The organism is Ewingella sp. AOP8-B2-18 (assembly GCF_052376015.1).
In the GTDB taxonomy this organism is placed as follows: domain Bacteria; phylum Pseudomonadota; class Gammaproteobacteria; order Enterobacterales; family Enterobacteriaceae; genus Ewingella; species Ewingella allii.
In genome coordinates this window covers 25,154-48,259 of record NZ_JBQSVB010000003.1, presented here as the reverse complement: position 1 = coordinate 48,259, position 23,106 = coordinate 25,154, and the positions used below count along the sequence as shown (strand labels likewise).

Annotated in this window: 19 protein-coding genes; 4 read left to right on the top strand and 15 right to left on the bottom strand. The window is 55.2% G+C overall.

The window, feature by feature from the left end:
* Positions 1–43: 43 nt before the first annotated feature.
* Positions 44–1,030 carry a quinone oxidoreductase gene (locus ACT3RR_RS08025; protein WP_396131258.1) on the top strand — a complete coding sequence of 329 codons (987 nt, stop codon included), beginning with the start codon at positions 44–46 and terminating at the stop codon, positions 1,028–1,030.
* Between the two features lie 376 nt (positions 1,031–1,406).
* Here the strand turns inward: ACT3RR_RS08025 and pspG are convergent, their stop codons facing one another.
* The 9 genes from pspG to ACT3RR_RS07980 form a co-directional block, all read right to left on the bottom strand.
* Positions 1,407–1,643, bottom strand: a complete 237-nt coding sequence (gene pspG / locus ACT3RR_RS08020; protein ID WP_496200077.1) for an envelope stress response protein PspG — start codon at positions 1,641–1,643, stop codon at positions 1,407–1,409.
* 199 nt (positions 1,644–1,842) lie between these two features.
* Positions 1,843–2,877: a tRNA dihydrouridine(20/20a) synthase DusA gene (dusA, locus tag ACT3RR_RS08015; protein ID WP_496200076.1), complete on the bottom strand. Its 1,035-nt coding sequence runs from the start codon at positions 2,875–2,877 to the stop codon at positions 1,843–1,845.
* 172 nt (positions 2,878–3,049) lie between these two features.
* Positions 3,050–4,477, bottom strand: coding sequence for a sugar porter family MFS transporter (locus tag ACT3RR_RS08010; RefSeq protein ID WP_496200197.1), 1,428 nt, complete (start codon positions 4,475–4,477; stop codon positions 3,050–3,052).
* Positions 4,477–5,400 (bottom strand): aldose 1-epimerase, encoded by a 924-nt coding sequence (locus ACT3RR_RS08005; RefSeq protein ID WP_496200075.1) that lies wholly within the window; start codon positions 5,398–5,400, stop codon positions 4,477–4,479. Before ACT3RR_RS08005 ends, ACT3RR_RS08010 begins: the two co-directional genes overlap by 1 nt.
* Before the next feature lie 18 nt (positions 5,401–5,418).
* A complete protein-coding gene (locus ACT3RR_RS08000; RefSeq protein ID WP_396131255.1) occupies positions 5,419–6,480 on the bottom strand; it encodes a zinc-dependent alcohol dehydrogenase family protein in 1,062 nt (353 codons plus the stop codon).
* 88 nt (positions 6,481–6,568) lie between these two features.
* Complete coding sequence (locus ACT3RR_RS07995; RefSeq protein ID WP_396131253.1) at positions 6,569–7,567, bottom strand: ABC transporter permease; 999 nt, start codon at positions 7,565–7,567, stop codon at positions 6,569–6,571.
* Between the two features lie 168 nt (positions 7,568–7,735).
* Positions 7,736–9,277, bottom strand: a complete 1,542-nt coding sequence (locus ACT3RR_RS07990) for a sugar ABC transporter ATP-binding protein (RefSeq protein ID WP_496200074.1) — start codon at positions 9,275–9,277, stop codon at positions 7,736–7,738.
* Between the two features lie 14 nt (positions 9,278–9,291).
* Entirely contained in the window at positions 9,292–10,278 is a 987-nt protein-coding gene (locus tag ACT3RR_RS07985) for a substrate-binding domain-containing protein (RefSeq protein WP_496200073.1), read from the bottom strand.
* A gap of 158 nt (positions 10,279–10,436) precedes the next feature.
* Positions 10,437–13,724 (bottom strand): DUF5107 domain-containing protein, encoded by a 3,288-nt coding sequence (locus ACT3RR_RS07980; RefSeq protein WP_496200072.1) that lies wholly within the window; start codon positions 13,722–13,724, stop codon positions 10,437–10,439.
* A 110-nt stretch (positions 13,725–13,834) separates the two neighbouring features.
* On the opposite strand from ACT3RR_RS07980, the gene ACT3RR_RS07975 reads away from it, so the two are divergent.
* Both ACT3RR_RS07975 and zur read left to right on the top strand, forming a co-directional pair.
* Positions 13,835–15,037 carry an ROK family protein gene (locus ACT3RR_RS07975; RefSeq protein ID WP_485902281.1) on the top strand — a complete coding sequence of 401 codons (1,203 nt, stop codon included), beginning with the start codon at positions 13,835–13,837 and terminating at the stop codon, positions 15,035–15,037.
* 120 nt (positions 15,038–15,157) lie between these two features.
* Positions 15,158–15,667, top strand: a complete 510-nt coding sequence (zur, locus tag ACT3RR_RS07970; RefSeq protein ID WP_353503517.1) for a zinc uptake transcriptional repressor Zur — start codon at positions 15,158–15,160, stop codon at positions 15,665–15,667.
* Between the two features lie 158 nt (positions 15,668–15,825).
* On the opposite strand, the gene ACT3RR_RS07965 is transcribed toward zur, so the two are convergent.
* From ACT3RR_RS07965 to ACT3RR_RS07950, 4 genes are all read right to left on the bottom strand, one after another.
* A complete protein-coding gene (locus tag ACT3RR_RS07965; RefSeq protein WP_034793474.1) occupies positions 15,826–16,035 on the bottom strand; it encodes a CsbD family protein in 210 nt (69 codons plus the stop codon).
* Positions 16,036–16,222: 187 nt separating this feature from the next.
* The gene (gene dinF / locus ACT3RR_RS07960) at positions 16,223–17,584 is read right to left on the bottom strand and encodes an MATE family efflux transporter DinF (RefSeq protein WP_353503518.1); all 1,362 of its coding nucleotides are present in this window, start codon (positions 17,582–17,584) and stop codon (positions 16,223–16,225) included.
* A gap of 240 nt (positions 17,585–17,824) precedes the next feature.
* The gene (gene lexA / locus ACT3RR_RS07955; protein WP_034793478.1) at positions 17,825–18,433 is read right to left on the bottom strand and encodes a transcriptional repressor LexA; all 609 of its coding nucleotides are present in this window, start codon (positions 18,431–18,433) and stop codon (positions 17,825–17,827) included.
* Positions 18,434–18,551: 118 nt separating this feature from the next.
* Positions 18,552–18,920 (bottom strand): diacylglycerol kinase, encoded by a 369-nt coding sequence (locus tag ACT3RR_RS07950; RefSeq protein WP_353503519.1) that lies wholly within the window; start codon positions 18,918–18,920, stop codon positions 18,552–18,554.
* Positions 18,921–19,084: 164 nt separating this feature from the next.
* Between ACT3RR_RS07950 and plsB the strand changes: the two genes are divergently transcribed.
* Positions 19,085–21,565, top strand: coding sequence for a glycerol-3-phosphate 1-O-acyltransferase PlsB (plsB, locus tag ACT3RR_RS07945; protein WP_353503520.1), 2,481 nt, complete (start codon positions 19,085–19,087; stop codon positions 21,563–21,565).
* A 91-nt stretch (positions 21,566–21,656) separates the two neighbouring features.
* Here the strand turns inward: plsB and ubiA are convergent, their stop codons facing one another.
* Together ubiA and ubiC are read right to left on the bottom strand one after the other, a co-directional pair.
* Positions 21,657–22,568 (bottom strand): 4-hydroxybenzoate octaprenyltransferase, encoded by a 912-nt coding sequence (gene ubiA, locus ACT3RR_RS07940; protein ID WP_353503521.1) that lies wholly within the window; start codon positions 22,566–22,568, stop codon positions 21,657–21,659.
* Entirely contained in the window at positions 22,568–23,104 is a 537-nt protein-coding gene (gene ubiC / locus ACT3RR_RS07935; RefSeq protein ID WP_496200071.1) for a chorismate lyase, read from the bottom strand. Before ubiC ends, ubiA begins: the two co-directional genes overlap by 1 nt.
* Positions 23,105–23,106: the final 2 nt, after the last annotated feature.

Below are 23,106 nucleotides of genomic sequence, written 5' to 3'. Positions count from 1 at the left end.
TTTAGCCTAGGGTTGAAAACAGACCCTAACACGAGATTAAAACATGGCTAAGCGCATTCAATTTGCCGCAACAGGCGGCCCCGATGTTCTGCAATATGTCGATTTCCAACCACAAGACCCGGCCGCGGGCGAAGTACAGGTCGAGAATAAAGCGATAGGCATCAACTACATTGATACCTATATTCGCGGTGGCTTGTACCCAGCCCCCTTGCCTTCCGGGCTGGGCACGGAAGCCGCTGGCGTGGTGAGCAAAGTTGGCAGCAATGTGACGGGCATTAAGGTCGGCGACCGTGTGGTGTACGCGCAGGCTCCTTTGGGTGCCTACAGCGAAGTGCATAACGTTTCGCAAGAAAAAATCGCCCTGCTGCCCGATGCTATTAGTTTTGAAGTGGCCGCCGCGTCGTTCCTCAAAGGTTTGACCGTCCACTATTTGCTGCGCCAAACCCATAAAATTCAGGCCGGTGAAACCTTCCTGTTCCACGCTGCCGCCGGTGGTGTGGGCCTGATCGCCTGCCAGTGGGCGAAAGCGCTGGGTGCGAACCTAATTGGTACCGTCGGCTCAGAAGAGAAAGCCCAACGGGCGAAAGAAGCCGGGGCATGGGCGACGATTAACTACCAGACGGAAGACATTGTTGCCCGTGTTAAAGCGCTGACCAATAACGAAAAAGTCGGCGTGGTGTATGACTCGGTGGGTAAAGATACCTTTGAGCGCTCCCTCGATAGCCTGAAACCGCGCGGCCTGCTGGTCAGCTTCGGTAATGCTTCCGGCCCGGTGTCAGGGGTCAATTTAGGGATTCTGTCGCAGAAAGGCTCGCTGTTCGTCACTCGTCCGAGCCTCGGCAGTTACATCACCAACCGCGAAGAGCTGAAAACCGCCAGCGACGAGCTGTTCTCGCTGATTGCCAGCGGCGCTATCAAAGTGGATGTCAGCGAGGCGCAAAAATTCCCGCTGTCCGAAGCGAAGCGTGCCCATGAAACGCTGGAAAGCCGCGCGACACAAGGCTCTAGCCTGCTGATCCCCGGCAAATGATCGGCTATTACTGAAATGCAAAAGGGCTTCCGTGTGGAAGCCCTTTTACTGTCTTGCTCAGACGACTGCTGATAAAGACGGGTACTGCTTGTAGGGGTACTGCAAGGTAAATCCGCGGACGATGAGGCTTAAGCCTCTATTTTATATCTCACGGATTTGATGAATTTCGTTCGAGCTGACATTCGCAGCGCGAGAAATGCATCCTAGCAGCCCTCAATGTTAAAAAGTATGGTTAATAAAAAATCTGCGGACTTAAAAGTGTAAGCTGTGATCGATGCCACATAAGTAAAAGTTATCTCGACAAATGTTGCAGTCAATCCGAGCAGGTTAAAGCTCAGATAGCTGATAATTCGAATAATTCATCATCTTCTACAGGTTATGGCAGGCGGCGCGAACGGTAGCGCGGCGTGTCGGGCTTCTTAAAGGCGCGATAGACCCACACCACGGCAACGGCGAGCAGCAGCCACGGCAACATTTTTATAACAATAGCCAGAAAGCCTCCCAGCATCATTACCGCAAAGGCCACCACCAGAGCTGCAATCACGCCCAGCAGCGAAACACCTGTCAGTAACAACATAAAGAAAAAGCCAAGCACAAAGAGAATTTCCAACATCGCATGCTCCTTAATAAACAGCGAAAACACGGAACAGCCTGACGAATATCATCTGACTCTCCTAGCTAATACAAGAAACATGCCAGAACGGCGGATAATTTATTGATTTGATTTTTAAGAAGAATTTACGCCATCAGTTATTAGAGCTGATGGCGTGATAGTAAGAAAGGCTAATTTTTAGCGGATTTAACTAACAGATTTAAACCTGGCTGATTGCCGGGTGCGGCTGAGTGACCAGCTGTAGCGCCTGCTCGACCACTTCAATACCTGAACCCGGCTTATGGGCGTTTTCGCTCAGGTGACGACGCCATTGGCGCGCGCCGGGCACGCTCTGGAAAATTCCCAGAATGTGCCGCGTCATGTGCCCCAGATAAGTGCCCTTCGCCAACTCCGCCTCAATGTACGGATACATGCTACGAATAACCTCCGGCGCCGTGCGCAGCGGGGCATCTGAGCCAAACAGCTCGCGGTCCACGTTCAGCAACATGCCAGGGTTTTGATAGGCTTCGCGCCCCACCATCACGCCATCCATATGTTGCAAATGCGCCTTGGCTTCTTCCAGCGTTTTGATGCCGCCGTTAATCGCCATCGTCAGGTGCGGGAAGTCTTTTTTCAGCTGATATACGCGCGGGTAATCCAGCGGCGGGATCTCGCGGTTCTCTTTCGGGCTGAGGCCAGACAACCAGGCTTTGCGGGCATGGATGATAAAGGTGTCGCAGCCGCCCTTCTCAGAGACTTGCTGAACGAAGTCGCAAAGGAACTCGTAGCTGTCTTGTTCGTCGATGCCAATACGCGTTTTTACCGTCACGGGAATGGACACCACGTCGCGCATGGCCTTGATGCAGTCTGCCACCAGCGAGGCTTGCGCCATAAGGCAAGCACCAAACATGCCGTTTTGCACGCGGTCAGACGGGCAGCCGACGTTCAGGTTGATTTCATCATAGCCGCGCTGTTCCGCAAGCTTGGCGCAGGTCGCCAAATCCGCAGGATTGCTGCCACCCAGTTGCAGCGCCACAGGGTGCTCCGCGTCACCAAATCCAAGGTAGTCGCCTTTGCCGTGAATGATCGCGCCGGTGGTAACCATTTCGGTGTACAGCAGCGTTTGGCCGGTCATTAAACGATGGAAATGGCGGCAATGACGATCGGTCCAGTCGAGCATCGGCGCGACGGAAAAACGTTGGGCCGAATAGGGTTTGGTGCTGGCTTGAGATGTGGCGTTTTGAGTTTCTGACATCGACCTGAGATTCGCTGAAGGTGTTCGGGCGCTCCCTCGAGCATCATTGGCCGAAGGAATGGAATCGCAGATTATATCACAGAACGGCGATTCGGCATCTCACGGGGTGCTCTGCCGCTAAAGGCAACCCCCCCGTGAGCCATTTCAATAATCACTCTTACAGCAACGCGGTTTAGACGATCGCTTTGGTTGAAGCCCGCTCGGCCTTGGTCTGCCCCAGCCGTTGCTCCAACACTTCCAGTGAAACACCTTTGGTTTCAGGCACCTTGAGTTGCACGAAGGCCCATCCCGCCAGGCAAATCGCGCCATACAGGAAGAAACTCCCCGCCGCGCCCAGCGCCACGTTGAGCAGCGGGAAGGTGTAAGTCAGAACAAAACAGGCGACCCACAGCGCCAGCGTACAGGTCGCCATTGCCGTGCCTCGCACCCGATTGGGGAAGATTTCTGACAGCAAAACCCACGTCACCGGAGCCAGCGTTACCGCGTAAATCGCAATGGCGACCAGCACCAGGAGTAGAACCGGCAGCCCCATAATGCCAAAGGAATAGGCCATACCAATCAGCACGTAGATGATGGTCAGGCCCGCCGCGCCGTACTGCATCAGGCGGCGACGCCCAATGCGGTCCACCAGCGGCAGCGCCAGAAGTGTAAAGATCAGGTTGATCAGGCCGGTGGCCACAATGGATTTCAGCGTGTCGTTGATGTCGAAGCCCGCCGAGGCGAAAATCTCCTGCGCGTAGTTGAAGATGACGTTAATCCCGCACCACTGCTGAAATACCGCCAGCACCACGCCCATCACCACGATAGGTCTAACTTTCGGCTGCCATAGGGCGGAGAGCGGCACTTGCTGGTTTTCCGACCCCAGCGAGTGGCGAATGTCAGACAGCGTCTGCTGCGCGTACTCCACCGAGCCAATGCGGCGCAGCACTTTTTCAGCCTGCGGATAGCGGTTTGCTTTCGCCAGCCAGCGCGGTGATTCCGGCACCACGAACATCAGTAGCAGGAACAACACTGCCGGAATGCCTTCCGCGCCGAACATGTAGCGCCAGCCAACCTGCGCATTCCAGGTTTGCAGGATTTCAGCCTGCGTCGCCGCGGAAGCTACGGGTTCGGCAATCATCAGGTTGACCAGCTGCGCGGCAAGCACACCGATAACAATGGTCAACTGATTGACGGCCACAAAGCGCCCGCGCTTCTCGGCTGGGCTGATCTCGGCGATGTAAACCGGCGCGAGGGCCGAAGCCAGACCAATACCGACCCCGCCGACAATGCGCCAAAACACAAACCAGTCGAAGTCGTTAGCCAGTGCAGTTCCCACGGCCGAGAGCGTAAAGGCAATCGCCGCGATAATCAGCGGCAGGCGCCGGCCAAAACGGTCTGACAGCCAGCCCGATACCATGGCCCCAAGGATACAGCCCACCAGCGCCGAGCTCATGGCCCAGCCGGAGGTGGCGGGGTCGGTAATATGGAAATAGGCTTCGTAGAACGGCTTCGCGCCACCAATCACCACCCAGTCGTAACCAAACAGCAGCCCGCCACAGGCGGCAACCAGACAGATCATCCAGACATAGGGCATGTTCAGTGTTGTAGGATTTTTCATCATTGCTGCTCCTCGCCCGTCGTCGTATGAGTGAGGGTGCTTTCCGAAGTAAGCGTCATGGTTTGAGTAAGCGTTTCATGGGGTTCCAGCACCTTGAGGCCCCCTAAATCAGCCATGTTGTGGCCATTGGCGGCGTGACTCATCGGCTCGAAACAGAAGAAATCAAAGTCATAGCCGCGATCGAACTTAGGGTCTGAGACGAAAACGAAATAGACCGGACAGGCTGGCTCCGTAGACAGACTTAGCTGCTGTTGATGACTCGGCCAGATAATTTTCGCCTGCCCATCCCACCCCGAAAACCCGTTGTTCACCCAGCGGCGCGGCAAGGTTTTTGCCGTCGAGAACTGCACATCCTCGGGTAAGTCGGCCTGATGTTCACCCGCCAGCCACTGAGCCTCTTCCAGCCAATATCCTGCAGCATTGGCCTGAAGCTGGGTGTCCTCATCAAGAGGGAAATAGGGGTGCCAGCCAAGGCCAAAGGGCATCGCCACTTTGCCCAGATTGGTGACACTGAGCGTCACCTCAAGCTGATTATCCACCAGCTCAAATCGCTGCAAAGCGCGATACTGATAAGCTCCGTGATGATGGCTAAACTCCAACAGCAGGTGCCAATCATCATGTTCGGCGCAGCGCCACTCCTGTAACCAACCATCACCGTGCAAATAGTGGGCATCCCAGTCGGTGTTGGGTTTTAACGGATAGCGCGTGCCGTTAAAGTCAAACTGGTTGCCGTTAACCCGATTACCAAAAGGCACCAGCGGAAAACAGCCGGATTGCAGCGGCGGCGTATCGGGGGAGACTTTTGCTGGTCGCAACAATGGCAGGTCGGCTCCGTTGCGATGTGCCACCAGCTGGATGATGCTGCCGCCATGAGTAGACACCTTAAGGGAAAGCTGTGGATTGGTTAGCGTAAACAGAGACATAGCGCGCTCCTCGAAGGGTTAATCGGCGAAGTTGATGACAACTTTGCCGCATTTGCCACTGGCCATTAGCGCATAGGCCTCGCCCGCCTGTTCCAGCGTGAAACGGTGGGTAATGGCGCTTTGCGGCCGCATCTTCCAGTCGTGTAAATCGCCACAGCATTTCTCCATGTTGTAGAGGCTGGTGACCCACGAGCCGATGATCTGCCGCTGGTGGTGCATTAGGTCGGCGCTGACTTCAAATTCGACTTTGCCGGTTTCGCCGATATAGACCACGCGCCCCCAGTCGGCGGTCGCTTGCAAGGCCAGCAAGCGGCCTTGGGCATTGCCGGAGCAGTCCAGCGCGACATCAGCCCCGCCCCTCGTCAGCTCGACAATAGAAGGGATCAGGCTGTCCCCGCTGGCTAAAAAGCCGTGATCCATCAAGCCGAGCTTTTTGGCGGTTGCCAGACGCTCAGGCTGAACATCAACGCCAATGACGCGCTTCGCCCCCCGGCCTTTCGCCAGCATCATCGCCATCATGCCCACCGGCCCAAGCCCGACCACTAACACGTTGTCGCTGCCTGAGACATTGCCGCGCAGGATGCCTTCATAGGCCGTCCCCACGCCGCAGGAGATAAACGCGCCGTCTTCATAGCTCAGAGACTCCGGCAGATGAATCAGATCCTTCTCTTCCGCCAGCAAATATTCAGCATGCCCGCCATCGCGCTGCCAGCCGTAGGCCGCTTTGCCCGCGCCGGTGCAGGAGATAGGAAACCCTTTGCGGCAGTTGGGGCAGAATCCGCAGCCGGAAATGTGGTACACCAGCACGCGGTCAGCTTCTTTGAAGTGGCGACACCCGGCCCCCAGGCTGACAATTTGGCCACAGGGTTCGTGGCCATTAATAAAGCCCTGATAAAGAGGTTTATCCGGCGCGGCGGCGGTCGCCCGATGTTGGTGGTAAATATAATGAACGTCGCTACCGCAAATTCCCGACGATTTCATTTTAATTAATACCTGCCCGATACCCGGCTGTGGAATAGCAACCTCTCTTAATTCGGCAGTGGAATTTCCCGGTAAATAAGCCGCCAACATGGTTTTCATATTATTCCTCTCCATAAATTTGAACATTGTTCTTTTTCTTTTTGCCATCACGCCTCGCGAATATTTTTGCAAGTCGCAAGGGTGCAGATTATTTTTTCGAGCGAACTCGACTATTTCGCTGAGTCAGGAGAATATTTGCTAGCACGGCGACGACGATAATTACGCCGCGCACCACTTGCTGGAAGAAGGAGTTAATCCCCAGCAGCACCAGTCCATTGCCAATTAGCGTGATAACCAGAACCCCAAGCAGGGTGCCGAGCAGCGAGCCTCGGCCGCCGGACAGCGCCGTACCGCCCACCACCACCGCCGCGATAACATCAAACTCCAGGCCGTTTGCCGCCCCGGCGTTACCTGAACCCAGACGCGCCGCGAGAAGAATCCCGGTGACGGCGGCCAGCAGGCCGGAGAGCGTGAAGATCAGCACCCGCACGCGTTTGACATTAATGCCGCACAGCTGCGCCGCCGAGGCGTTGCCGCCCACGGCATATACTGAGCGACCGAAGGCCGTTTTGCGGCTGACAAACAGGAATACGGCAAATAAAATCAGCATGATAAGGGCGGAAACCGGAATGCCCGCCACCTGTCCGCCCAGCCAGTCGAGCACGTCATTTTCGTCAATCGGCACGGGCAGGGCGTCGGTCATAAACAGGCCAAGACCGCGCAGCGCACTCCATAGGCCGAGCGTGGCCACAAAGCTCGGCACGTTAAACCAACCGCGCAAGAAGCCCGCCAGAGTGCCAAAGGCCGCGCCAAGGATCAGCACCAGCACCAGCGACGCCGCCAGCGGCACCTGCGCCTGCATCAGATAGGCCAGACAGACTGAGACAAAAGCCACCGTCGGCCCGACGCTGACATCGATTTCACCGGCGATGATCACCAGCGTCATGGCCCACGCCGCGATGCCGATAGTCGCTGCATCGCGCAGCACGTTCATTTGGTTACTAAGGGAAATAAAGCCGGGCGCGTAAAATGAAAACACCAGATAGAGCAGCGCGATAACCACTAATAGGCCAATGGCATTAATATTCGCCGAAATAAAGGCGCGGCGGGACTCACCCTTTTCCTGTTGATAAGATAATGTCGTCATGGTCATTTCATCACTCCACACTATTCCCCAGCGTCGAAATAACAAGCTGGGAAATAAAATCATCATTTACCGGCAACCTAGAGGCTCTTACATTGCAGTACGTCGTTGAGCCACTCACCGCTGCCCTGATTGATATTTTTCACCGCAGGTTTTATTCACTGCGGCTATTTAATGTGACGCTAATATTTCCGCCATTAATTCTTCTGTACTCACTGGCGACCTCAGGGTTCGGGTTAGCGTGCCCTGTTGCAGCAGCAAAATTCGGTCGCACACCAGCGGCAATTCCTCCACCTCGCTGGAGACAAAGATGATGCTTTTCCCTTCGGCGGCCAGTTGGCGAACGATTTGATAAATCTGGTTTTTCGCCTCAACGTCCACTCCGCGCGTCGGTTCGTCGAGCAGCAGCACGCGGCTTTCGGCGTAGACCCAGCGGCCAATCACCACCTTCTGCTGATTGCCGCCGGAAAGCGTGCCAATTGGCGTCGTGGTGCTGGCGGCCTTCACCCGCATCCTGGCGATAATGTCCTGGGTGTATTGGCGAATGTCGGCCCACTGCAACACCCCGAACCGGCTGACACGGTGGCGGTTGGTCATCACGGTATTTTCATCCACCCCGAGCAGCGGCATGATGCCAGCGTCTTTGCGGTTCTCCGGCGTATATCCCAATCCGAGGGCCAGCATGCGGGCATAGGTCGGTTTGTGTATCCGCGCCCCGTCGATTTCCACCTCGCCGTCGCTGTAACTCTCCAGACCCGCCAAGGCTTTGAGCAGCTCTGTTCTGCCCGATCCCAGCAGCCCGGCAATGCCCAACACCTCGCCTTGCAGCAGGTCGAAATTAATGTCGTGAAGCTTGGGTGGCAGATTCAGACCGCGAACAGAAAGCACCGGTTTGCCCCCTTGTGGCTGGGTGACTTGGTTATCGCGATGCCCGCTGTGCCCCAGCATCAGGGCGACAATCTCTTCGGTGGTGGCATCGGCCAAACGCACATTTCCCGCCACTTTGCCGTCACGCATGATGGTGGCGCTGGAGGCCAGACGGCGGATTTCATTCATTCGGTGGCTGACGTAAATAACCGCGATGCCGACTTCCGCCATTGCCTGAACGGCGGCAATCACCAGTTCGACTTCGTTGGAAGCCAGAGAACTGGTGGGTTCGTCGAGGATAACCACCTGCGGATGGCCCTTCATGACGCGGGCGATCTCTACCAGCTGCTTCTGCGCCGGGCTGAGGTTTTCAACGCGCTGGAGCGGATCGATATCCACACCGAGGTGCCCAAGGCAGTGCCGCGCCTGTTCCAACATTTTCCGCGTGTCGAGCATGCCGCCGCTGCGCGGCCATTCGCCGAGATAGAGGTTTTCCGCCACGCTGAGGCCATCCACCAGACTCAGCTCCTGATACACCGCGCGCACGCCTAACTCCGCCGCGCGGCGAGTGAGCTGGGCGTCACTGCCTGAGAGGGTTTGCCCCCTTAAGGTGACGGTTCCCCGATCCGGCTTTTCACTGCCGGTGAGCAGGCGAATCAGTGTCGATTTCCCGGCACCGTTTTTACCCAGCAGGGCGCGGATCTCGCCGCGCTTTAGTGTGAAATCCACATTCTCCAGAGCAATCACGCCCGGATACTCTTTGTAGCCGCCACGCACCGAGGCAACACAATCCTTGTCATCCTCAGGGGTGGCCGTGGTGTCTGCTGCCGTTGCAAGTGCTGACATAGTCGAACCTCAGATTAAGGTAGGCCATCTTGATGGGTGTCCAGCCAGCCCTGTCCCTGCGCTGAGGTGGTGTAGAGGTCAATCGGTACCTGAATGACTTTGTCCGCTGGCAGGGTTTTGTTGATGGCTTGCAGCGTTTTAGCAAATACCTGCTCGCCCATTTTCTTACCTGAAATATCTACCACGGCCTTAAGTACCTGATTTTTATTTAACTCTTGGGCGATTTCTGTGGTCATGTCAGAGCCAAACACCACGGTTTTCCCTACCCGATTCTGATTGCGCACGGCTTTCACGGCGCCAAGGCTAGCCCCGCCCGACTCACCAAAAATGGCGTCCAGATCGGGCTGGGAAATCAGCAGCTTTTCGCCCACGGAAATGGCTTTGTCGATGGCGGTTCCTTCCTGATTTGCCACGATACTCATGCCCGGCACGCGCTGTTTCAGGGCAGCCTCAAACCCCTTGCGGCGCTGAACGCACACCTCAAAGGCTTCGCAGTTAATCACCGCGATTTTTGGAGCAGTAATGTTGTTGGCGATAAAGTAGTCGGCGGCGGCATTCCCCGCTTTGCGGCCGAACTCCACCGGATCGCCCACCAGATAGGCAGCGACATATTTCTGCACGCCTTTTTCGCTGATGCAGGTGTTGTAGCAAACCACCGGAATTCCGGCCTCGCTGGCTCGCTGGGTCGCCCGGCGACTGCCCTGCTCAGACACAGCAGACAGCACGATGGCGTCCACCTTGCGGGCAATCAGCGTGTCGATGAAGGTACTCTCTTTCGAGATATCGCCCTGCGCGTTGGTTTCAATCAAATTGACCTTGTCGCCCGAGGCGTTGGCGCTTTGCTGAACCCCGGCTTTCACGCCGGCGTAATAGCCTTGGGTGTCGAGATAGATGGCCCCGACGGTCAGCGCTTTTGCCGATTCGGCCTGCGCATGAGTGAGGGTGAATAAACCGGTCAGTAGGGCGGTAGTCAGAGCAATTCTTTTACAGTTGAACGGCATGATTCCTCCGGTATTCCTGGGTTGGCGTGATGTTCTGTTAAGGGTGATACCTGATTTATTGTTGTAGTTGTGAAGTAAATGTTTTCACTGCGTTAACACAGAGGGGATAAAGTAAATCATCCCCGCCGTGCAGTTATTCATCACGATCACGGATTAAACTAAACAGCGTTTAGTAAACCCTCCGCCTGCCCGGCGAGGCTCAGGAAAAGCTGTGCTTTGTTGTTGGCCGGGTTGAGCGCCAGCGCCTGTTGAAGCGTGCTCGCCGCCGCGCTGTTTTCCCCGGCTCCCAGCAGGGCTAAGCCTTTGACCAATAACAGATGTTCGCGATGTTGAAGCTGGCGGTCGCTATTGAGCACCAGCAGGTCTGGCAGGGAAACGGCAAAGAAGTCGGCGGTCACGGCATCGCCGCTGGCCTGTTCTGCCCAGTCGAGCATCTGGCTAAATAGCTGATTCGCCTCGGCTTGCTGGTCTAACTGGCGCAGCGCCATGCCCTGATAGAACAGATAATCCACCGGCTGGTCGTTGTAATAACGGCGCTCGCTGATGCCTTTATCCCCCTGCGCGGCGCGCTCGAACCACTGCTTAGCCTGTGCGTGCTGGCCCAACCGTTTGGCCGTGACGCCGAGCCAGTAGTAAAGATCGTTGTCGGTTTGGCCGACCAGCCGCCCCTCGGCAAGATTCAGCGGGTAAGTTTGAGCTGCCAGTAAAATCTCCTGCGCCTCTGCCGGTTTGTCGTTTTTGAGCAATTCAAGCGCCCGCAGTTGCGCATTCAGCAAGAACTGCCCGGTGACGCGCCCTTCGCCCCCTTCCCACGGATGGAACTGGCGCTCAGACAGCAGCGTTGCCGCCTGCTGCAACTTGCCATTTTGGTGATAAAGCCCCAGCAGCTCGGCCGTAAGGTCATCGCGCCGGGTCGCCACATCAAGATGCTTTTCGAGCAGCGCGAGTCGGGGTTGTGTAGGGGTCGCAGTGAGTTTCTTCAACAGATCCTGCTCAAACAGCAGGCGGGCATCGTGCGGAGCCAGCGCGTAAGCTTGGTCAAAGCAGTGAGCCGCCGCCTCGGCGTCATGGTCGATATTCCACGCATAAATCCCCAAGCCGCGCCACGCGTCGGTGAAGTCAGGTTCAAGCTCAAGGCAGCGCTGCCAATGGGCAACCGCTGGCTGCAAATTGCCCTTGCTATAGTGGAAGCAGGCCAGCAAATGATGGGCAAAGGCATCGTCGGTGAAGGTGTTGAGCATCTGCACTTCGGCAATGCTATTAGGGAAGCGGACATGGTTCGGGAAGGCCTGACGAGCCTGACTTATCAGCAACGGGCGGTTGTGCGGGTCAAGGCTTGCCTGCAAATAGAGCGGCAGAGTTTCGCGGCTGTCGACGGACTCCAACGCCTCCAGCGCCAGCGTGTTAAAGCCGAAAGAGAGCAGCTGGGTGGCGATATTCAGCGCGCTTTCCCCACGCTGCCCGGTGACTTTACGCAGCGCGTGCAGAGATTCGCTGTTCGGCTGCTGCTGGTAGTTCAGGAAATGCAGCAGATAGTGCAACGGATAGCGCTGCAACTGCTGCTGGCGATAGCGCCCGGCAGAGGTCGCGTCGCCCACCCGTTGTAGCAGCAATGCTTTCAGGCCAATCAGGCCGTAATGGCTGGCGTGGCTTTCCAGACCCTGCTCGCAAAATTGCAGCGCATCAGCAAATTTCTCACGGCGGGTGGCGACTCGAGCCAAACCAAAGTAGCCGCCAGACTTGGCGTTGCCGCTCCAGATGGCGCGGAAGAAGTCCTCATAGGCGGCATCCAGATTGTCGGTTTGCTCATAAGCACAGGCGCGGATCAGACTGGCAAGGCCGCACTGCGGGTTCTTATTCCAGCGATGGGCGCGGCTCAGGGCATTATCGGCAAAGGCAATGCTGCTGGCGAAGTTGCTGCGGTTATAGTCGCGAGTCGCCAGCGCCAGGTTACAGCGGTAGTCCAATGGATCGAGTTCCAGCCCGCGCTGATAGTAGGTTGGCGCGCCATGGCTGGCGTGGTTGTACTGTTCAAGGTGCTGGCCGATAAACCAGGCTTCCTCGGCAGTTTGGATTTGGTCAGCGGGAAGTGGCGCTTTGGCGGCTTCGGGCAGCGGCGTTTCCTTCGGCTGATGCTCGAGATAATGCAGAATTTCGCGACCGTTTTCCGCCAGCAGGCTGATTTTAAGCCGCCCGCCGAACTCCCCTTGCAGGCTGGCATGCAGCACTTCGCCCGGTTGCAGACTAATGACTTTATCCACCAAGACTTGTTCACCATCGGCCTCGGCGATCAGCACCCGCGCTTGGTGCAGCGGCGCCACGGCGTAGATGCCCCACTCCACCTTTTGCCCGTCGCGCTGCAATTTGAGCACGGCGTCGGTATTGGCGTTTTGCACCATGCCCAGCTCGCTGTAGGGCATGAAATTCTGCACGAAGCACTTCTCTTCATAGGCGTCGAGCCACGTAAAGTCCGGCTGGTTGTCGGTGAAGACGCCGGTCATTAGCTCGATGTACGGGCCGTTGTGGTCGGTAAGATTGCGGTCCCAGGCCAGGCCGAAGGCGCAGTTGCCCCAGGTCCACTGCTTTTTGCCCGGCGAGACATGGTGATCCGCCACGTGCAGCAAGCCGCCGCGATCGTCGTGGCTGTAAGCACCGACAAAATCATAGGCCGATTTATCCGCCATGTAGGAAGTCGGTACCGGAATATTCTTGTAGCGCGAGATATCCACGCCGCGTGAGTAATCGACTTTGTAATAGGTGCCGGTGGCGATGGGAAAAGAGGACACATCCCGTTTGCCGTGGTCGAACACGGCGGTGACATCCGGCGGGAAAACGCTCTGATGATCGTCCCCACCCTTCACCGCCGGGTTAGCCCACCACAGGAAGTGGCGCGGGGTTGGGTTGGCGTTATAGATTTTGGCGCTGATTTCCAGCAGCGCCTTGTCTGGATAGAGCGTAAAGCCGGTCATCACCTGCAAGCCGCGCATCGGCTCCACTTCCCCCATCCAAACGGTTTGCGCGCCGTTTTCATGCTGCTGCAAGGTGAAATCCACCGGCATAAAAGTGGTTGGGCGATGGTGCTGCGGCCAGTTGAATTCAATTCCGCCGGAGATCCACGGCCCAAGCAGGCCCACCAAGGCCGGTTTAATCACTTCGTTGTGATAGACAAAATCACGCTGTTTGATCTTGTCCCAGGCGCGGTGAACGCGCCCGCCAAGCTCGGGTAACAGCATGATTTTCAAATAATCATTTTCCAGATAGAGCGCCTGATAGGGCTGCATCTGCTTCTCGCCCGTCAGTTGGTCAGTCACGCCGTACGGATAGACATTGCCCGAAGAACCTTGGTAGACCCGATGGGCTAAAAACATCGGATGGGTATCCTGTTTTCCCGTGAGATACGTCGGTAATTCGACCTGTTCCTGCCAGACTTTTACATTTCCGCTCATGCGTTCCTCTCACCAATGAATACTGAAAAGTTCAATTTCGTGAGTCTACGCAGCGAAAGCGGCTAATTAATGCGCTACCGTCACGCAATTCAGTAAGCGGAGTTTAGTGAATGCAACTTAAGGGTTTGAACAATCTTCGGGTCAGGGAATTCAATAAAAAGGTGCTGATGACCCTGCTCTATCGCGAGAAAACGGCGAGCAAATCGACGCTGGCGCGGTTGTCTAACCTGTCGATTCCGGCCGTCGGCAAGATCCTTAATGAGTTGCAGGAAGAGGGGCGAGTGGTTCATAGCGACGTGAATCTGCATTCGCGAGGATTAGGCGGTGGCAGCTATCAAGTGGCGGTGGAAGACAGCGATATTCTGTGCATGAATGTCTCACCCTATCGCATTGAAAGTATTCTGGTTGATCGGCTTATCACGGCAAAAAGCGAATTTCGCCTGAGTGAAATCGCAGTGAAAACACCCAGTGAGCTGCTTAATGAGATAGAACGCCTGTTTCATGACTATCGCAAACAATATCGGGGAAGAAACCTCAGCCTTGCGCTGTCGATTCACGGGCAGGTTAATCCCACCACCGGCGTCTCGCAGAACATGCCGCAGGCCCCGTGGGACAGTGCAATAGAGATTAAATATTTACTGGAGGAGAAGCTCCATACTGAAATTTTGATGGATAACGACTGCATTATGCTGGCTTTAGCAGAAAAATGGCAACACACTGAAATTCAGCGTGATTTTTGCGTTATCAATGTAGATTACGGCATTGGCTCCTCATTTGTTATCAACCAGCAGATTTATCGTGGCAATCTATTTGGCAGCGGCCAAATCGGGCACACCATTATCGACCCCGACGGCAGCCTCTGCTCTTGCGGGCGATATGGCTGTCTGGAGACTATCGCCTCGCTCTCCGCCATGAAGAAAAAAGCGCGGATGCTGCTGAAAAATGGCGCGGCGGCGGCTGATAAATCCGCCCTGCGCACCCCGACCACTCAGGAAATTATCGAAGGCTACCATCAGGGGGATGAAAACCTGCGCGTCATGGTGTTTGCGGCGGCGCGCGCCTTGGGGCTGAGCTTGTATAACTTCCTGAATATTCTCAATATCAACCAAATCCATCTCTATGGCCGCAGCTGCGGTTTTGGCGAGGCCTGGCTGAGCACGGTATTGGAACAGAGTGGCTTAAACCCCTTCGATAAAACCGACAGCGTGAAGACTCAGGCCACGCATATTGGCCTGGGGACGCTCAGCCGCGAGCAGCAAATCATGGGAATTGGTTATTTGTATGTGGAACAAGCGCTAGAAAATCGCGTCTGAATAACTGCAGGATGTTTACTGCAATGGCGCATAATTCGGCGATTTACGCGAAGCATGGTAAAATCATCGTTCGCTTACTCGTAAGCGTTCAACCCAGCATCGTACTCAGAGAAACTTCTTATGACCCTGAACAATCCGGATCAACTTCTTTCACAGGCCGAAAAACTTTGCCAGAAGCGTAATGTGCGTTTAACGCCACAGCGTCTGGAAGTGTTGCGCCTGATGACGCAGCAACCCGGTGCCATTAGTGCTTACGATCTGCTGGATTTACTGAGAATTAGCGAGCCACAGGCCAAGCCACCCACCGTTTACCGTGCGCTGGATTTCCTACTGGAACAAGGCTTTATTCACCGCGTTGAATCGGCCAATAGCTACGTGCTGTGCCATCATTTCGAAGAGCCGAGCCACACCTCTGCGCTGTTTATCTGCGATCGCTGCGGATTGGTCACAGAGAAGACCACGGACGGCATCGAAGAGAGATTGGCAAAATTGGCAGTAGAATCAGGGTTTGAATTGCGGCATTCCGTGGTGGAAGCGCATGGTTTGTGCGGGGATTGTAAAGTGGTAGAGCTTTGCGACAGCCATGAACATTGCGAGCATGACCACAGTATTGTGACTAAAAAGCGCTAATACCGCTTTAGATAAATGAGTTTAGATAAGTAAATTTAGATCAGTAAATAAATAATAAAGGCGGTACGTCCTTGTACCCTGCATCCTGAAAGCTATCCGGGTAGGAGCAGCATTTTTTCAGGATGCATTATCACCGTTACGCACGGGGAAGTTGCGATTTACCAGTGATACTTGTTATCCGTTTCCCACGCTTTCAGCTCTTTCTCAGCTTCTTCTTTCTTGTAACCGTAGCGCTCTTGGATCTTACCGACCAGCTGATCGCGCTTACCTTCTACAACAGTAAGATCATCGTCCGTCAGCTTGCCCCATTTCTCTTTCACTTTGCCTTTGAACTGCTTCCAGTTACCTTCGGTTTGGTCCTTATTCATAATCAATTCTCCTACTACCGTGGTTTAGGTTTCTGTGTTTTGTTCAACACACTAAGTGCTTATCACATAACTAAGAGTAGTAGAGAATTTGGCATTTGGGTCAAGCGACAGCGTTAAATCACAATATTAGGAATAATCCAAAGTGTTAAATAGCGATAAACACTAATAAATTTATCGGCGATTTATTTTACTCCGCCTTAGTAAACCAGCGATCGCCTTGCCAATATCTACGCCACACCCAGCCTAACGACAAACCTCTTAACGCGAGAAACACGGCCAACGCCAACCACAAAGCATGGTTGCCGAGCCATGGCAGAGTGAACAGCGTCAGGCCATAACCCAGAGCTGCCACGGCCATGCTATTGCGCATCTCGCGGCCCCGCGTTGCGCCGACGAACATGCCATCTAGCAGATAACACCAGACGCCGATGAGCGGCAGAACCACCTGCCAGCCCAGGTATTGATCAGCCAGCTGGCGGATGTCAGGTAAAGAGGTCAGCATGCTGACAATCTGCTGCCCGGCCAGGCCATAGAACAGCGCAAAGCCAAGCGCCACAGCCCCTGCCTGACGACACGCCGCGTGCCAAACGCGTAACAACTTCTCACGGTTGCGCTCGCCAAAGGCTTCCCCCGAGTGGGCTTCCACAGCATAGGCAAAGCCATCGAGGGCGAAGGCGGTGAAGGTCAGCAAATTCATCAACACGGCGTTCACCGCCACGATATGCCCGCCCAGTCGCGCACCAATTACCGTCAGGGAGGCAAAGCAGACTTGCAGCAGCAGCGAGCGCAGCATGATGTCACGATTGAGGCTGAGTAAGCGCCGCAGGTTGCCCCGCCACGCCTGCTGTAGCAGGGCAAAATCAATGCCTTTTTGCGCCATCATCCGCCATACCAGCCACAACCCTAGCGCCAATGTGACGTACTCCGAGCAGGCCGTGGCAATGGCCGCACCGCGCACGTTCAAGCCCAGCCCCATCACCAGCCAGATATCCAGAACAATATTCAGCACGTTGCCGACAATCAGCAGCAGAACAGGGCCACGCACATACTGGATGCCCAGCAGCCAGCCGAGGATCACCAAATTTGCCAGAGAAGCCGGGGCGCTTAACCAGCGTATTTCAATAAACAGCCGCGCCTGCTCCAGCACGGCCTGACTGCCGCCGACCACCTGAAAGGCCAGATCCATCAGCGGCGTGCGCAGCAACATGATTAAAATGCCCGCCAGCAGCGCTAACAGGAAAGGTTGTACAAAAGCACGGGCTAGCAGCAGGTTATCTTTGGCACCCAAGGCCTGAGCAGTCAGGCCGGTGGTGCTCATGCGCAAGAACAGCAGCATCATGAAGAGGAAGGTCGTCACCATCGCGCCGACCGCTACGCCGCCGAGATAATCCGCGCTGTCGAGATGGCCGATAACGGCGGTATCCACCAAACCTAATAGCGGGACGGTAATGTTGGAGAAAATCATTGGTAAAGCCAGTTTCCATAAGGCTTTGTCCTCACGGCTGAGGAAGGTGCGGCTTAATGCTTGTCGAAAGGGATGCTGAGGCATAGAGGTCCCATGCTGAGGATGTAGAACAAGAGGTCAACCTGGCGTAATTCGGCGTTTCGGCATCAACGCTTTTTATAAAAAACAGCGATCTGCTTAAACAACAACGCCCCAATCAAGGGGCGCAGTGTCACGGCGTGAGACCACCGTAAGGCGACAACTAGCTTTGTGGCAAATGTCTATAGCAAAAGCCCGGCAGTACGTTCAGGAAGGGCGAGTACCGAGCCTTGCCAGCAGAAAGGATTAGATCCAGTCGCCGTTACGGATAACGCCAACAGCCAAGCCTTCAATGCTGAAACTCTGCTCGCGCAGGTCAACCACGATCGGCTCGAAGTCGCTGTTCTCTGGCAGCAGTTGCACGACGCTACCCTGCTTTTTCAAGCGTTTAACCGTCACTTCATCATCAATGCGCGCAACGACAACTTGCCCATTACGTACATCCTGAGTTTTGTGAACCGCCAACAGATCGCCGTCGAGAATACCGATATCCCGCATAGACATCCCGCTAACGCGCAGCAAGAAGTCGGCGCTAGGCTTGAACATGGCAGGATCAACCTGATAGTGGCCTTCGATATGTTGCTGAGCTAAAAGAGGCTCACCGGCGGCGACGCGGCCAATCAGTGGTAAACCTTCCTCTTCTTCCATTAGCAAGCGAATGCCGCGTGATGCGCCAGAGACGATTTCAATCACGCCTTTGCGCTGCAGGGCTTTGAGGTGTTCTTCCGCGGCATTTGGCGAGCGGAACCCCAGACGAGTGGCAATTTCTGCACGAGTCGGCGGCATACCCGTGGTGGATATATGTTCGCGAATGAGGTCGTAAACCTCTTGTTGTCTGGCTGTTAAAGCTTTCATTCCGCCCCCTGATTGTTTATACAGTATTGCTGTGAGTATATACAGGTAACTAGGGAATGAAAACCTAAGAGTGCATAAAAACCAGTGCTAAAGTGAAATCTGGAATCTGTATTCCGCTTTAGAACCAACGCGGCCAAAAGACGCTGACCCAGGTGAAAATCGCCAGTATGATGCTCAAAAGTACCGCGGCCGATCCAAAATCTTTGGCGCGCCCGGACAGGACATGGAATTCAGGGCCGATGCGGTCAATCGCGCTTTCGACGGCGCTATTTAATAATTCGACAATCACCACCAGTACCAAGACGCCCACTAATAAAATACGCTCGACGCTAGTCACATCGAGGAAAAATGACAGTATGATGAAGGGCAGAACGGCTATCACTTCCTGACGGAAGGCCGCCTCGTTTTTCCAGGCAGCACTCAATCCCTTGAGGGAATAGCCGGCGGCCTTAACGATACGAATTAGGCCCGTTGATTCATTTTTCATGTGTTATGCGTCTTAACAGAGTTTTGGCGGACAGAGTATTGGCAGCATTTTATACTCAAAACCATTCAGGGTGACAAATATCGCCGTTAACGCAACAAACAGAACTCGATTCTGGTTTCTGGTATCCTTGCGGCGATTTGCTAACAAGAGGCTTCACGTTTTTTATGTCAGGTTGGCGTAGACTTTATTATACCTTATTGAATTTACCACTAAAATTGCTGGTAAAGAGCAAGGTTATCCCTACAGATCCGGTTACCGAGTTGCGCTTAGATCCGACGCGCCCGATCTTGTATGTTTTACCTTACCATTCGAAAGCGGATTTACTGACGTTACGCACCCAGTGCCTGGCGCAGAATCTGCCTGATCCCCTTATTCCTTTGGAAATCGACGGCGTTCAACTGCCGAGCCACGTTTTTATCGCTGAAGGCCCTCGCGTTTTCACTTATTACACGCCGAAAATTGAGTCGATAAAACTGTTCCACGACTATCTCGATTTGCATCGCAACAATCCCGATCTCGACATCCAAATGTTGCCAGTATCGGTGATGTTTGGCCGTGCGCCGGGGCGTGAAGGACAGCAGACTCCGCACCTGCGCGTGTTGAACGGCATACAGAAGTTCTTCGCCGTGCTGTGGCTGGGCCGCGATAGCTTTGTGCGTTTCTCCAATACCGTTTCTCTGCGCTACATGGCCACTGAACACGGCACGGACAAAACCATCGCACAGAAGCTGGCTCGCGTGGCGCGTATGCACTTCTCACGCCAACGTCTGGCCGCCGTCGGTCCGCGTCTGCCAGTGCGTCAGGAGTTGTTCAACAAGCTGTTAGCTTCGAAAGCCATCGAAAAAGCGGTGGAAGACGAAGCGCGTAGCAAGAAGATTTCTCACGAGAAAGCCCAGCAGAACGCCATCGAACTGATGGAAGAGATTGCGGCGAACTTCTCTTATGAAGCCGTGCGTCTGTCCGACCGCGTGCTGAGCTGGACGTGGAACCGCCTCTATAAGGGCATCAACGTGCATAACGCCGAGCGCGTTCGCCAGCTGGCGCAAGATGGTCAGGAGATTGTTTATGTTCCCTGCCACCGCAGTCACATGGACTACCTGCTGCTCTCTTACGTGCTTTACCATCAAGGTCTGGTGCCGCCGCACATCGCTGCCGGGATCAACCTGAATTTCTGGCCCGCTGGCCCGATTTTCCGCCGTTTGGGTGCCTTCTTTATTCGCCGTACCTTCAAAGGTAACAAGCTCTACTCCACGGTATTCCGCGAATATCTCGGCGAGCTGTTTACCCGTGGCTATTCGGTTGAATACTTCGTCGAAGGTGGCCGTTCGCGCACCGGGCGCCTGCTTGAGCCAAAGACCGGCACGCTGGCGATGACCATTCAGGCCATGCTGCGCGGCGGATCTCGCCCTATCACGCTGGTGCCGATTTACATCGGTTATGAGCACGTGATGGAAGTGGGGACTTACGCCAAAGAGCTGCGCGGCGCGACCAAAGAGAAAGAAAGCTTTATGCAGATGATCAACGGGTTGCGCAAACTGCGTAACTTGGGTCAGGGCTACGTTAACTTCGGCGAGCCGCTGCATCTCACCACCTACCTGAACCAAAATGTCCCAACTTGGCGTGACGCTATCGACCCAATCGAAGCGCAGCGCCCAAGCTGGCTGACCCCAACGGTGCAGGATTTGGCGGACAAAATCATGGTACGCATCAACAATTCAGCGGCAGCCAATGCCATGAATTTGTGCTGTACCGCGCTGCTGGCGTCGCGTCAACGTTCACTCACCCGTGAGCAGTTAACCGAGCAACTCGATTGCTACCTGCAATTGCTGCGCAACGTGCCTTACGCTGAAGATTCTACCGTGCCTGATTTAACCGCGGCCCAGCTGCTCGATCACGCCTTGAACATGAACAAGTTCGAAGTCGAGAAAGACAACATTGGTGACATCATTGTACTGCCGCGCGAGCAGGCCGTGCTGATGACTTACTACCGCAACAACATTCACCACATGCTGGTATTGCCGTCGCTGATTGCCAGCATTGTCATGCATCATCGTTCGGTGAGCAGCCAGGAACTGCTGCGTCAGGTTGAATTGATTTTCCCAATGATGAAAGCCGAACTGTTCATGCACTACAGCAAAGAACAGTTGCCAGCACTGCTGGAAGTGCTCAGCGCCGAACTGGCCCGTCAGGGCTTGATTAAGCTCGATGGCGAAACGCTATCGCTGAACCCGGCGCGCATTCGCCCGCTGCAACTGCTGGCCGCCGGTGTGCGTGAAACGCTGCAACGCTACGCCATCACCCTCTCTCTGTTGACCAATAACCCGAGCATCAGCCGTGGAGCCTTGGAAAAAGAGAGTCGGATTATGGCTCAGCGCCTGTCGGTTCTGCACGGTATCAATGCGCCGGAGTTCTTCGATAAAGCCGTCTTTACCACGCTGGTTGGCACTCTGCGTGCCGAGGGTTTCATCAATGATATCGGCGATGCGATCCCGGAACATACGCGTGAGATTTACACCATTCTGAGTGATTTAATGACGCCGGAAATCAAGCTGACTATCGAAAGTGCGGGCATGCCGTCCGAGCTGCCGCAGCCTTCCGAGCCGCTGGCGGAACCTAAAGTCGACGTGCGTGACACCGACCACTAAGGCTCGCTAAGTTCAGCGAATCACAAACAAAACGCCCGGTTCTCTTAACAAGAACCGGGCGTTTTTTATGGCGCTTAGCCAGCGAGACGGCTTAGAAGCTAAACTGAGATAAGCTCATTAGAATGCCGAGGAACAGCACCAGCCCGACATAGTTATTTTGGCGGAAAGCCAGGAAGCAGGCATCGCGGTCGCGTTTCGCGGTCAGTTTGTGCTGATGGGCGAACAGCGCAGCGGCCAGCAACAAAGACCAATAGAAAGGCGCGCCCAGCTGGGTTAAATGCCCGACTACCGCCAGCAGTGCCAGCATGACGAGCTGCAAAATGCCGTTGATCAGGTTGTCGAAACGGCCAAAAAGTATCGCCGTGGACTTCACGCCAATCTTCAAATCATCGTCTCTATCGACCATCGCGTATTGGGTGTCGTAAGCCACCGTCCAACAAATATTGGCGGCGAACAGCAGCCAGCAGCTCAGCGGAACGGCTTCACTCACTGCGGCATAGGCCATCGGGATGGACCAGCCGAACGCTGCGCCCAATACCACCTGCGGCAAATTGCTGACGCGCTTAACAAAGGGGTAGATCCACGCCAGCGCCAGCCCGGCCAAGGACAGCAAAATCGTCATGCGATTAAGGGTAAGCACCAGCAGGAAGGACGCCAGCACCAGCCCAACAAACAGCATCTTGGCCTGTTTGCCGCTAATGACGCCACTTGGCAGCGGGCGGTTAGCCGTGCGTTTCACGTGGCCGTCGAACTTACGGTCGGCGTAGTCATTTACCACGCAACCCGCAGCGCGCATGAAGAATACGCCCAGCACGAAGACCAGCAAGATCTTCATCGACGGCATGCCGCCGCCGGCCAGCCATAACGCCCACAGCGTTGGCCAGAGCAGCAGCAGCGAGCCAATAGGTTTATCAATTCGCATCAGGCGGCAATAATCGCGCCAAGTGCCCTGTGGCAGGCTAGCAGACACCTTGGTTCCCTCTTGTTGATTTAACTGAGCCATTAGCCCTGCACCTTGTTTTCAGGACGGTGAACAGGAGAGTTCGGCAGGAAAATTTCGGTCAGCAACAGCGGCTTATCCGAGAGGCGCAGGCGAGAACGCCGAGCCCACAGGTCACCCTCTTCCAGCGGCAATTGGCCGAGATGAATATAATCGCGCGTCATATTGTTGCCGCCGAACAGATAGCGGCCCAGCGGCACGGTGCCTAAGTCCACCAGCGCTAAATTAGGGCCGGTCAGGGTTTCTTCAGGGATCACGGTGCGCCCGAGCAGCCACGCCTCGTCATCACCAAACAGTACGACCTCGCGGATCCAATATCGCGCGCTCACCGGCAGTTGGTCGGCTTCGCTTTCCCCCAGCTCTTCACGCGTGACAAAGCATTCGCGCTTTGGCTGTACCGTCACGGTAACGCCCTGCTGCTCAAAGCGACGGGTCATCGAGCCCATTTCCATCAGCCAGTCGGCAACGTCGGCAGGGACATCTTGCGTGTCGTCAAACCAGTGAATTGGGGGTTGTGCAGGGGAATGGGACTCAGACATGA